This is a genomic window from Pseudomonas sp. W4I3 (genome assembly GCF_030816195.1).
Lineage (GTDB): Bacteria > Pseudomonadota > Gammaproteobacteria > Pseudomonadales > Pseudomonadaceae > Aquipseudomonas.
On record NZ_JAUSXS010000001.1, the window covers coordinates 1,945,261 to 1,957,864 of the forward strand.

Sequence of the window (12,604 nt, forward strand, 5' to 3'; positions counted from 1 at the left end):
TATCTGTGGCGAGGGAGCAAGCTCCCTCGCCACAGATGATTGCTCGCTTTTGCTGCTTCTTAACTGACTGGCAGGATGTCAGGTGTACTTGCGCTTGTCCGGCGCGGGCGGGAAGTACTGATACAGCCAGGTTTCACTCAAGGTGCGGTCCTGGGTACGGATAAACAGGCGCAGCTCCACCGGCTCGACGCTGTCGCTGGTGGGGTACCAGTCGAACAGAATGCGATAGCCCTTGATGTTATCGAGCACCAGCACGCTGAAATCCTTGACCTCGCCGTGGGAGCAGGTGACCACCGGCTCGATGCCCGTGCCGGCTGGCAAACGGTCCAGGCCGCCGCCCTTGAAGTCCACGGCAAAGCGGCGTGCCCAAACCTCTGGGTAATGCTCGCCCGGGGCCCAACCTTCGGTGAATCCGCCCATCCCTGAACGGGTCGCGTCGACTTGGGCCAGCGGTGTGCTCACCGGCGGCAGGGCGCTCCAGTAGAGCTTATAGCCGTAGTTGAGCGAATCACCGGCCGCCACGGGTTTTTTCGGGGTCCAGAAGGCCACGATGTTATCCAGGGTTTCGCCGGTGGTCGGGATTTCCAGCAAGTCGATCGAGCCTTCGCCCCAGGCGGTGGTGGGTTCTACCCACAGGCTTGGGCGCTTGCTGTACCAGTCCACGGTGTCCTGGTAGCTGGCGAACTCATGGTCGGTCTGCACCAGGCCAAACCCCTTGGGGTTGGTGTCGGCGAAGGCGTTGAATTGCAGTTTGGCCGGGTTATTCAGTGGACGGCAGATCCACTCGCCATTGCCGCGCCACATGGCCAGGCGGTCCGAGTCATGGATTTGTGGGTGGATGGTGTCGCACATGCGGCGTTCGTGGGTACCGCAACTGAACATGCTGGTCATTGGCGCGATACCCAGTTGTTCGATGGCGGTGCGCGCGTTGATATGCGCGTCGATGGCCATCACCACTTGATTGGCCTGACAGTCGATGTCGAAGCGGTAGGCGCCGGTTGCGCTGGGCGAGTCGAGCAGGGCGTAGACCACGAAGTGGGTGGCGTCCTTGTCTGGGGTTTCGAACCAGAACTGCGTGAAGTCAGGAAACTCTTCACGTTTTTTCGCGTAGGTATCAATCGCCAAGCCGCGCGCCGACAGGCCGTACTGGCCGGTGGAATCCACGGCACGGAAGTAACTGGCACCCAGAAACGACAACACGTCATGACGGTCCAGTTCGGGCGCCTTGAACAGTTTGAATCCGGAAAAACCCAGATCGCCGGTCAGCTGTTGGGTGTCGACCGTGGTTTTTTCATAGTTGAACAGCGAAGGGCGGAAATGCACCTCGCGGGCCTCGCGGGTCTTGGGGTCGACGCTGTGCATGCGCACCGGCGTCTTGAAACCCATGCCGACGTGGAAGAACTGAACGTCCAGTTGGCCCTTCAGCTCCTTCCACAGCGAGTGGTTGCCGTCGTAGCCAATGGCGTTGAAATTTTGCGGCGTCATGGTCGCCAAGGTCGGCGGCAGCACCTGTTTGGTGTCTTTGTACGCGGTGCCGGCGAGCTGCTTGGCCTGGGCTTTGAGCGCTTCGAAATCGAATGCCACCGCCTTGCCATCGGCGGCACGGTTCCCGGCCCAGGCCTGCGCGGCCAGCAGGCCACTGGCCGACAAACCGGTGTAAGCCGCAATGGCCATGGATGCTTTGAGCAAATTCCTGCGATGCATAGAGACAACCTGTCGTGAGCAAATCCCGCGCCGTTCCTGGCACGTAATGGATCAGAAATAACGGTTCGGACATGCCTTCGGCCAAACGCAACGGACAATAAACAGACGCCGGATAGCTTAAGCGGTTCGATGATGAAGGAAAAATCATTGATGGCGGGATGATGGCGTCGCAGTGCAACAAGACATTTCAGATGCAGGGTAGGACGTTACATCTGGAAGCACTCTAGATAGGGGCTTTTTGGCACTTAGTTTTACGCTGGGGGCCTATTGGTCCTACGAACCCAAGTGTCTGGAGGTTGTGAATGAACACCCGTGGATTGCTCGATCAGTTGCTCAAATCTGGTCAGGACATGTTGCAGAACAAGGCTGGCGGCCAACGCCCATCAACCGACAAAGGTGCGCTCGGCGGGCTGCTTGGCAGCGGTGGGCTTGGTAGTTTGCTCGGTGGCGCGGGCGGTGGTGCGCTGGCGGCGGGCGCCATGGGTTTGCTGCTGGGCAATAAAAAAGCGCGAAAATTCGGCGGTAAGGCCCTGACCTACGGAGGCCTGGCCGCCTTGGGGGTGATTGCCTACAAGGCTTACGGCAATTGGCAGGCGCAGCAGGCCAGCGCACCCCAAGGCGAGCCACAAACCATCGACCGCCTGCCGCCAGCCCAGGTCGAGCAACACAGCCAGGGCATTCTCAAGGCGCTGGTCGCTGCCGCCAAGGCCGACGGGCATGTGGATGAGCGTGAGCGTGCCTTGATCGAAGGCGAGTTCACCAAACTCGACAACGACCGCGAACTGCAAACCTGGCTGCACGCCGAATTGAACAAACCCCTCGACCCGGCCGACGTAGCCCGTGCCGCCAGCACGCCGGAAATGGCCGCCGAGATGTACATCGCCAGCGTGATGTTGGTGGACGAGGAAAACTTCATGGAGAAGGCCTACCTGGACGAACTGGCGCGCCAACTGAAGCTGGAGCCGGGCTTGAAGGTAGAACTGGAGAAGCAGGTGCGTCTGAGCATATAACCCGTTTTCGCACGTGGGTCAGGGGCGTCTGCTGCAATGGCGGCGCTACTGCCCACAATGTTCTCCACGGCCCGAAAACCATTGATTAATAGACGCCACTGCTCAGCTATACTCTCCTCCATTTGAACGGCCCTGCGAGGAATTACTGTGAAGAACTGGACCCTGCGCCAACGGATTTTGGCGAGCTTTGCGGTAATTATCGCGATCATGCTGTTGATGGTCGTGCTCTCGTATTCGCGGCTGTTGAAAATCGAAACCAGCGAGAACCTGGTCCGCGACGACGCCGTGCCTGGCGTGTTTTTCAGCTCGATGATTCGCAGCGCCTGGGTCGACAGCTACCTGCAAACCCAGGAGTTGGTAGGGATTCACAGGAATCAGGGCATTTCCGACGACGACAAACAGGACTACAAAGCGTTCGAAGAGCGCCTTGAGCAATACATGGTGAGCTACACCAAGACGGTCAGTTTGGGGCAGGACCGTACCCAGTTCGATGCCTTCGAAAAAATGCACCAGAGCTATAATCAGGCCCTCGCCAAAGTGCTTGAGGCGCAGCAGAGCAACAACGCCGCCGAAGCACTCAGGTTGTTCAACGAGCAGTTGACGCCCGTCTGGGTCGCAGGCCGCACCAAGCTCAATGACATTATCCGGGAAAACAAACAGGTCGCCGACGACGCCACTGCGGCCATCGACAATGCCGTCGAGGCGGCAAAGATCAGCATGGGCGTCTCGCTGCTGCTGGCGATTCTCGCCGCTGCGCTGTGTGGCCTGTTGTTGATGCGCGCGATCATGGCGCCGATGAAGCGCATCGTCGACATCCTCGAAACCATGCGCACCGGCGACCTGAGCAAGCGCCTGAACCTGGAGCGCAAGGATGAATTCAACGCGGTCGAAACCGGCTTCAACGACATGATGACCGAGCTGACCGCCCTGGTGTCCCAGGCGCAGCGCTCGTCGGTGCAGGTCACTACGTCGGTGACCGAGATTGCCGCCACCTCCAAGCAGCAACAAGCCACCGCCACCGAAACCGCCGCCACCACCACCGAGATCGGCGCCACGTCCCGTGAAATTGCCGCCACCTCCAAGGACCTGGTGCGCACCATGACCGAGGTGTCTACCGCCGCCGACCAGGCTTCGGTTGCCGCCGGTTCCGGCCAGCAAGGCCTGGCACGCATGGAAGAAACCATGCACTCGGTCATGGGCGCGGCCGACCTGGTCAACGCCAAGCTGGCGATCCTTAATGAAAAGGCCGGCAACATCAACCAAGTGGTGGTGACCATCGTCAAGGTGGCTGACCAGACCAACCTGTTGTCCCTCAACGCTGCTATCGAGGCCGAGAAGGCCGGTGAATACGGGCGCGGTTTTGCCGTGGTCGCCACCGAAGTACGCCGCCTGGCCGACCAGACCGCCGTGGCGACCTACGACATCGAGCAGATGGTGCGTGAGATCCAGTCGGCGGTGTCGGCGGGTGTGATGGGCATGGACAAATTTTCCGAAGAAGTGCGCCGAGGCATGTTCGAAGTGCAGCAGGTGGGCGAACAACTGTCGCAAATCATCCATCAGGTGCAGGCCCTCGCGCCGCGCGTGCTGATGGTCAACGAAGGCATGCAGGCCCAGGCCACCGGCGCCGAGCAGATCAACCACGCTCTGGTGCAACTGGGCGATGCCAGCAGCCAGACCGTGGAGTCCCTGCGCCAGGCCAGCTTTGCCATCGATGAACTGAGCCAGGTTGCGGTCGGTCTGCGCAGCGGCGTGTCGCGTTTCAAAGTCTGATGAGCGACCTCGCGGCTAAACGCGGCGCCGTCCCGGCAGCGAAAAAGGCGTTGTTCCTGGTGTTCCACATCGCCAGTGAACGCTTTGCCCTCAAGGCGACCGAAGTGGTCGAAGTGCTGCCGCGCCTGCCGCTCAAACCCATCGCCCATGCCCCTGTGTGGGTGGCGGGCATCTTTGCCCACCGCGGCGCGCTGGTGCCGGTCATCGACCTGAGCGCCCTGACATTCGGCGCCGCGGCCCAAGCCCGCACCAGCACGCGGCTGGTGCTGGTCAATTATCAGCCACAGCCCTGGAGCGATCCGCGTTGGCTGGGGCTGATCCTGGAGCAGGCCACCGACACCCTGCGTTGCGACCCCGCCGAATTTCAGCCTTATGGCCTGGATAACCGCCAGGCGCCCTACCTGGGGCCGGTGCGAGAGGATGCGCTGGGCTTGATGCAATGGATTGGCGTGGCCGAGCTGTTGACCGATGACGTGCGCGCCTTGCTGTTTTCCAATGAGTTGAGCCTATGAGCAGTGATCCGCGCTTCTCGGCCTTCCTGAAGGAACGCATCGGCCTGGACGTCGCCTCGGTGGGCGAGGCGATCATCGAGCGCGCGGTACGCCAGCGTTGCCAGTTGTCTCAGGCGCAGACGGCGGATGCCTACTGGCAGCTCTTGCACAGCTCCCATGACGAGCAGCAGGCGCTGATCGAAGCGGTGATCGTTCCCGAAACCTGGTTTTTCCGCTACCCCGAGTCCTTCGCCACCTTGGCCCGCCTGGCGCAAGCGCGGTTGGCCGAGATCAAGCAGATGCGTGCCTTGCGCATTCTGAGTCTGCCGTGTTCCACCGGCGAAGAACCGTATTCGATCGCCATGGCCTTGCTCGACGCCGGGCTGGCGCCGCACCAATTCAAGGTGCAGGGAATGGACGTCAGTCCGCTGTCCGTGGAACGCGCCCGCCGCGGCGTGTACGGCAAGAACTCGTTTCGCGGCGCCGATATCGAGTTTCGCGGCCGCCATTTCACTGAGGACGGCGGTGCTTACCGCATCAATGACCGGGTGCGTGAACAGGTGCGCCTGCAAGTCGGCAACCTGCTCGACCCGGCCCTGCTGGCCAACGAGCCCACCTACGACTTCGTGTTTTGTCGCAACCTGCTGATCTACTTCGACCAGCCCACCCAGAAGCAAGTCTTCGATGTGCTCAAGGAACTGACCCATGTCGACGGCGTGCTGTTTATCGGCCCGGCCGAAGGCAGTTTGCTGGGGCGCCACGGCATGCGCTCGATTGGGGTGCCGCAGTCCTTTGCCTTCAGTCGGCATGTGGAGCCGGTCGCCCCCGCCCCGGTGTTTGTACCGACGCCGGTCCCCAGGCCGCAGCGCAGTTCGGCGCCGGTAGCGCTCAAGTCGCGCCCGTTCAGTACGCTCAGCGCCCAGCCGACGCCGGTCAAGGCGCCGCACACGGAGGCCGGCGAGTTACTCGACCAGATCGCCAGCCTGGCCAATGAAGGCAAAAGCGCCGAGGCCCGTGCTGCCTGCGAGCGCTATTTGAGCAGCCATCCGCCGGCTGCACAGGTGTTCTACTGGCTGGGCTTGCTCAGCGATGTAGCCGGCAGCGCACAAGAAGCCCAGAGTTATTACCGCAAAGCCTTATACCTGGAACCGCAGCATCCGCAGGCCTTGATGCACCTGGCCGCGTTGCTCGACTCCCAGGGCGACAGTGCGGGGGCGCGCCGTTTGCAGGCGCGCGCCGCGCGTAGCGAGCGAGCTGACAGTGAGTCCAAACGATGAGTAGCCCTGACGCGCTCGATACCTCAGGTCTTGACCTGACCCTGGCCGAAACCCAAGCCATTGACGACTGCTGGAACCGCATCGGCATTCATGGCGATAAATCCTGCCCGCTGCTGGCGGACCACATCCATTGCCGTAACTGCTCGGTGTATTCCGCCGCCGCCACGCGCCTGCTCGACCGCTATGCGCTGCAACAGGATGACCGTCGTGCGCAGGCGGCTGAAGCCGTCGATAACCAGGTGGTCACCCGCTCGTTGCTGATGTTCCGCCTCGGCGAAGAGTGGCTTGGCATCGCCACCCGCTGCCTGGTGGAAGTGGCGCCATTGCAACCGATCCACTCGTTGCCGCACCAGCGCTCCCGGGCATTGCTGGGGGTGGCCAACGTTCGCGGGGCATTGGTGGCCTGCCTGTCGCTGGTGGAGTTGCTCGGGCTGGACAGCAGCGGTACCGGCGCCACTGGCGGGCGCATCATGCCGCGCATGCTGATCATCGCCGCGCAGGATGGCCCGGTGGTCGTGCCGGTGGATGAAGTGGATGGCATCCATGCCATCGATGAGCGCACCTTGAACGCCGCGTCGGCCTCCGGTACCCAGGCCAGCGCGCGCTTCACTCAAGGCGTCTTGCAGTGGAAAGGCCGCAGCCTGCGCTGGTTGGACGAGGCCCAATTGCTGTCCGCCGTGACCCGGAGCCTCGCATGACCCCCGACCAGATGCGCGATGCCTCGCTGTTGGAATTGTTCAGCCTGGAAGCCGATGCGCAAACCCAGGTATTGAGCGCAGGCTTGCTGGCCCTGGAGCGCAACCCGACCCAGGCCGACCAGCTCGAGGCCTGCATGCGCGCCGCGCATTCGCTCAAGGGCGCGGCGCGGATTGTTGGCGTGGACGCAGGCGTCAGCGTGGCCCATGTCATGGAGGATTGCCTGGTCAGCGCCCAGGAAGGCCGGTTGTACCTGCAGCCCGAGCATATTGACGCGCTGCTGCAGGGCACGGACCTGCTGATGCGTATCGCCACCCCGGGCAATGACGTTGGGGCGGCGGATATCCAGGCCTATGTGGCGCTGATGGAGCGCTTGCTCGACCCGTCGCAGCCTGCCGCCATGGTCGCGCCGAAACCCGAGCCAGCGCCGGCGCCGGAGATCGAAGCACTGCCGCCGGAACCTCAGCCTGCGCCTGCCGTGATGAGCGAGCCGCCGCGCCAGGGCAAGCGTATGACCGAGGGCGGTGAGCGCGTGCTGCGGGTCACGGCCGAGCGCTTGAACAGCCTGCTGGATCTGTCGAGCAAGTCGCTGGTGGAAACCCAGCGACTCAAGCCTTACCTGGCCAGCATGCAGCGCCTCAAACGTCTTCAAAGCAACAGCCTGCGCGCCTTGGACGTCCTGGATGGCCACCTCAAGGTCGTCGATTTGAGCCTCGAGGCCCAGGAAGCGCTGGCCGATACCCGCCGCCTGTTGAGCGAAGCCCAGGCGCTGCTGGCGGAAAAGAACGCCGAGCTCGACGAATATGGTTGGCAGGCCGGCCAGCGGGCCCAGGTGCTTTACGACACCGCATTGGCCTGCCGCATGCGCCCGTTTGCCGATGTGCTGGCCGGGCAGGTGCGCATGGTGCGCGACCTGGGTCGCAGCCTGGGCAAGCAAGTGCGCCTGGAAATCGAAGGGGAGAAGACTCAGGTCGACCGCGACGTGCTGGAAAAGCTTGAGGCGCCACTGACGCACTTGCTACGCAATGCCGTCGACCATGGCATCGAAATGCCCGAGCAGCGACTGCTGGCGGGCAAACCGGCGGAAGGCTTGATTCGCCTGCGTGCGTCGCACCAGGCCGGCCTGCTGGTGCTGGAATTGAGTGATGACGGTAACGGCGTCGACCTCGAGCGGCTGCGCGGCACGATTGTCGACCGGCATTTGTCCCCGGTGGAAACCGCGCTGCGCCTGAGCGAGGAGGAACTGCTGACGTTCCTGTTCCTGCCCGGTTTCAGCTTGCGCGACAAGGTCACCGAGGTATCCGGTCGCGGCGTGGGCCTGGATGCGGTGCAGCACATGGTGCGTCAACTGCGCGGCGCAGTGGTGCTGGAGCAGACGGCGGGGCAGGGCAGTCGCTTTCATCTGGAGGTGCCGCTGACCTTGTCGGTGGTGCGCAGCCTGGTGGTGGAAGTCGGCGAAGAGGCTTATGCCTTCCCGCTGGCGCACATTGAGCGCATGTGCGACCTGGCGCCTGAAGACATTGTGCAACTGGAAGGTCGCCAGCATTTCTGGCACGAGGGCCGACATGTTGGCCTGGTCGCCGCCAGTCAGCTGTTGCAGCGCCCACCGGGACAAACCCCTTCGGATACTTTGAAAGTGGTGGTGATCCGCGAGCGCGATGCGGTGTACGGAATTGCCGTGGAACGCTTCATTGGCGAGCGCACGCTGGTGGTGTTGCCGCTGGATGATCGCCTGGGCAAGGTCCAGGACATTTCCGCCGGAGCCTTGCTCGACGACGGCTCGGTGGTGTTGATCGTCGACGTGGAAGACATGCTGCGCTCGGTGGACAAACTGCTCAACACCGGCCGCCTGGAACGTATCGCCCGGCGCAGCCAGCAGGCCGCCGAGGCACCACGCAAGCGGGTGCTGGTGGTGGATGACTCGCTGACCGTGCGTGAGCTGCAGCGCAAGTTATTGCTCAATCGCGGTTATGAAGTGGCGGTCGCGGTCGATGGCATGGATGGCTGGAACGCATTGCGTTCCGAAGATTTCGACCTGCTTATCACTGACATTGATATGCCTCGCATGGATGGTATTGAATTGGTCACACTTTTGCGCCGTGACAGTCGCCTGCAATCGTTGCCGGTGATGGTGGTTTCCTACAAGGATCGTGAAGAAGACCGACGCCGTGGGCTCGACGCCGGCGCCGACTATTACCTGGCCAAAGCCAGCTTCCATGACGACGCCTTGCTCGACGCGGTGGTGGAGTTGATTGGGGGCGCCCGGGCATGAGGATTGCGATCGTCAATGACATGCCCTTGGCCGTCGAGGCGTTGCGTCGCGCCTTGAGTTTCGAACCGGCCCATCAAGTGGTGTGGGTGGCCGGTAATGGCCTGGAGGCGGTGCAGCGGTGCGCCGAGGTGACCCCCGACTTGATCCTGATGGACCTGATCATGCCGGTGATGGACGGTGTGGAAGCCACCCGTCAGATCATGGCCGACACGCCTTGCCCGATTGTGATCGTCACCGTGGACCGTCAGGCCAATGTCAGCCGTGTCTTTGAAGCCATGGGACATGGCGCATTGGATGTGGTCGACACGCCGGCGCTGGGCGTGGGAAACCCCAGGGATGCGGCAGCGCCGTTGTTGCGCAAGATCCTCAACATTGGCTGGCTGGTCGGCCAGCGTGGCAGTCGCGTGCGCGCCGAAACCGCACCGCAGCGCAGTACCAGCAAGCGGCAAAGCCTGGTGGCCATTGGCTCGTCTGCGGGTGGCCCGGCCGCCCTGGAAATGCTGCTGAAGGGTTTGCCGCGTGACTTTCCCGCCGCCATCGTACTGGTGCAGCACGTGGATCAGGTGTTCGCCGCCGGTATGGCCGAGTGGTTGAGCAGTGCATCCGGCCTGCCTGTGCGCCTGGCCCGTGAAGGGGAGCCGCCGCAAAGTGGCGTGGTGTTGCTGGCCGGTACCAACCACCATATTCGCTTGTTGAAAAATGGCACGCTAGCCTATACCGCAGAGCCAGTGAACGAAATCTACCGGCCTTCGATCGATGTGTTTTTTGAAAGTGTCGCCAGCCATTGGAACGGTGACGCCGTCGGCGTATTGCTGACCGGCATGGGGCGCGACGGGGCCCAAGGCCTCAAGTTGATGCGGGAACAAGGATATTTGACCATCGCCCAGGACCAGCTCAGCTCGGCGGTGTATGGCATGCCCAAAGCAGCGGCGGCGATTGATGCCGCTGTTGAAATTCGCCCATTGGATAGAATTGCGCCCCGATTGCTGGAGGTCTTTGCAAAATGATCGACAACCTCCCGCCGTGCTGGTTTGCAGGTAGTAATTCAGGTGACTGCACATGAATGATTTACAGCTCGACGACTTCAAGACCGACGAAAACGCCGCCATGGTGTTGTTGGTCGACGACCAGGCCATGATCGGCGAAGCCGTGCGGCGCGGCCTGGCCCACGAAGAAAACATCGACTTCCACTTTTGCGCCGACCCGCACCAGGCGATCGCCCAGGCGATTCGCATCAAGCCGACGGTTATTCTGCAAGACCTGGTCATGCCCGGCCTCGACGGCCTGACCCTGGTGCGTGAGTACCGCAATCACCCGGCAACGGCCAACATCCCGATCATCGTGCTGTCCACCAAAGAAGACCCGCTGATCAAGAGTGCAGCGTTTGCGGCAGGGGCCAACGATTACCTGGTCAAGCTGCCGGACAATATCGAATTGGTGGCGCGTATTCGCTATCACTCGCGCTCCTACATGACCCTCCTGCAGCGGGACGCGGCGTACCGCGCGCTGCGGGTCAGCCAACAGCAATTGCTGGACACCAACCTGGTGCTGCAACGGCTGATGAACTCTGACGGCTTGACCGGGCTGTCCAACCGCCGGCACTTCGATGAATACCTGGAGCTGGAATGGCGTCGTGCCATGCGCGATCAGACCCAGCTCTCCTTGCTGATGATCGACGTGGATTTCTTCAAGACATTCAACGACAGCTTCGGTCACGTCGAAGGCGACGAAGCCCTGCGCAAGGTCGCCGCCACCATCCGCGAAGCCAGCAGCCGTCCCTCGGACCTGCCGGCACGCTACGGCGGCGAAGAATTCGCGCTGGTGCTGCCCAATACCTCGCCGGGCGGTGCGCGACTGGTCGCCGAGAAACTGCGCATGGCCGTGGCCGCGCTGAAAATCCCGCATATCGCGCCGGCTGAAGGGGCGAGCCTGACCATCAGTATTGGCTTGTCGACCCTGACGCCGGTGCAAGGCACCGATTGCCGACAATTGATCATGGCGGCGGACAAGGGGTTGTATACGGCCAAGCACAATGGGCGCAATCAGGTGGGTATCGAATAACTCAAGGCCGGCTCAAAGCCAAATGTGGGCTTGGGATTGTGTACAAATCCCTGCCTTTTCGACCAGGCGGACTGCCGTTTCCAGCCGTTTGCCGGTATACTCGCCGGCTTTCAAAAGTTCGCCAACGAGTGCTGCCCGCCATGGAAATCAACCCGATCCTTAACACCATCAAGGACCTGTCCGAGCGCTCCGAAACTATTCGGGGGTATCTTTGACTACGATCAAAAGCATGAGCGTCTGACCGAAGTCAATCGCGAGCTTGAAGATCCGAGCGTCTGGAACAAACCTGAATATGCCCAGGAACTGGGCCGCGAGCGCGCTGCGCTGGCGCAGATCGTCGACACGCTCGACGAACTGAACACCGGCCTGGCCGACTGCCGCGACTTGCTGGACATGGCCGTCGAAGAAGATGACGAAGGCGCAGTGGGCGATGTCGTCGCCGAGCTGGCCCGTCTCGAGGAAAACCTCGCCAAGCTCGAATTCCGCCGCATGTTCAGTCACGAAATGGACCCGAACAACGCCTACCTGGACATCCAGGCCGGCTCCGGTGGTACCGAGGCCCAGGACTGGGCCAACATCCTGCTGCGCATGTACCTGCGCTGGGCTGACAAACGCGGTTTCGACGCGACCATCATGGAATTGTCGGCCGGCGAAGTTGCTGGCATCAAGGGCGCGACCGTACATATCAAGGGTGAATACGCCTTTGGCTGGTTGCGTACCGAGATCGGCGTACACCGCCTGGTGCGCAAGAGCCCGTTCGACTCCGGCAACCGTCGCCATACCTCCTTTTCCGCTGTTTTCGTTTCGCCAGAGATCGACGACAAGGTGGAAATCGAGATCAACCCGGCCGACCTGCGTATTGACACCTACCGCTCCTCCGGTGCTGGTGGTCAGCACGTAAACACCACCGACTCGGCCGTGCGTATCACCCACGTACCGACCAACACCGTGGTCAGCTGCCAGAACGAGCGTTCCCAGCACGCGAACAAGGACACCGCCATGAAAATGCTGCGGGCCAAGTTGTACGAGCAGGAAATGCAGAAGCGCAACGCCGCTTCCCAGGCGCTGGAAGACACCAAGTCGGACATCGGCTGGGGTCATCAAATCCGTTCTTATGTGCTCGATGCGTCGCGCATCAAGGATTTGCGCACTAACATCGAACGCAGCGACTGCGACAAGGTGCTCGACGGCGATATCGACGAATACCTGGAAGCCAGCCTGAAATCGGGCCTCTAAAGAACCCTGTAGGAGCGGGGGGGACGCCTAGTCCTTACCTCGCGATCCCCAGCCGAAGGCTGGGGAAAACGTATCTGTGATGGAATT

General features: G+C 62.0%; 10 protein-coding genes. 9 read left to right on the forward strand and 1 reads right to left on the reverse strand.

The genetic code is table 11. The features are described 5' to 3' along the window. Positions 1-78 precede the first annotated feature (78 nt). Complete coding sequence (locus QF045_RS08815) at positions 79-1,704, reverse strand: glucan biosynthesis protein D (protein WP_306491870.1); 1,626 nt, start codon at positions 1,702-1,704, stop codon at positions 79-81. Between the two features lie 302 nt (positions 1,705-2,006). Here QF045_RS08815 and QF045_RS08820 point away from each other — a divergent pair, with 302 nt between their 5' ends. The 9 genes from QF045_RS08820 (at position 2,007) to prfB (ending at position 12,517) form a co-directional block, all read left to right on the forward strand. After that, positions 2,007-2,714: a tellurite resistance TerB family protein gene (locus QF045_RS08820; protein WP_306491871.1), complete on the forward strand. Its 708-nt coding sequence runs from the start codon at positions 2,007-2,009 to the stop codon at positions 2,712-2,714. 147 nt (positions 2,715-2,861) lie between these two features. Then, positions 2,862-4,484: a methyl-accepting chemotaxis protein gene (locus QF045_RS08825; RefSeq protein WP_306491872.1), complete on the forward strand. Its 1,623-nt coding sequence runs from the start codon at positions 2,862-2,864 to the stop codon at positions 4,482-4,484. Continuing rightward, positions 4,484-4,996: a chemotaxis protein CheW gene (locus QF045_RS08830; protein ID WP_306491873.1), complete on the forward strand. Its 513-nt coding sequence runs from the start codon at positions 4,484-4,486 to the stop codon at positions 4,994-4,996. The genes QF045_RS08825 and QF045_RS08830 overlap by 1 nt, the downstream gene beginning before the upstream one ends. Further along, a complete protein-coding gene (locus tag QF045_RS08835; RefSeq protein WP_306491874.1) occupies positions 4,993-6,252 on the forward strand; it encodes a CheR family methyltransferase in 1,260 nt (419 codons plus the stop codon). The genes QF045_RS08830 and QF045_RS08835 overlap by 4 nt, the downstream gene beginning before the upstream one ends. Further along, entirely contained in the window at positions 6,249-6,950 is a 702-nt protein-coding gene (locus tag QF045_RS08840) for a chemotaxis protein CheW (RefSeq protein WP_306491875.1), read from the forward strand. Before QF045_RS08835 ends, QF045_RS08840 begins: the two co-directional genes overlap by 4 nt. Then, complete coding sequence (locus tag QF045_RS08845; protein WP_306491876.1) at positions 6,947-9,220, forward strand: hybrid sensor histidine kinase/response regulator; 2,274 nt, start codon at positions 6,947-6,949, stop codon at positions 9,218-9,220. The genes QF045_RS08840 and QF045_RS08845 overlap by 4 nt, the downstream gene beginning before the upstream one ends. Beyond that, positions 9,217-10,227, forward strand: coding sequence for a chemotaxis response regulator protein-glutamate methylesterase (locus tag QF045_RS08850; protein ID WP_306491877.1), 1,011 nt, complete (start codon positions 9,217-9,219; stop codon positions 10,225-10,227). The genes QF045_RS08845 and QF045_RS08850 overlap by 4 nt, the downstream gene beginning before the upstream one ends. A 52-nt stretch (positions 10,228-10,279) precedes the next feature. After that, positions 10,280-11,281, forward strand: a complete 1,002-nt coding sequence (locus QF045_RS08855) for a PleD family two-component system response regulator (RefSeq protein WP_306491878.1) — start codon at positions 10,280-10,282, stop codon at positions 11,279-11,281. 140 nt (positions 11,282-11,421) lie between these two features. Then, positions 11,422-12,517, forward strand: a protein-coding gene (gene prfB, locus QF045_RS08860) for a peptide chain release factor 2 (protein WP_100226016.1) whose coding sequence is annotated in 2 segments (ribosomal slippage) — positions 11,422-11,493 and positions 11,495-12,517 — 1,095 coding nt in all. Because the reading frame shifts where the segments join, the coding sequence is not laid out codon by codon here. Positions 12,518-12,604: the final 87 nt, after the last annotated feature.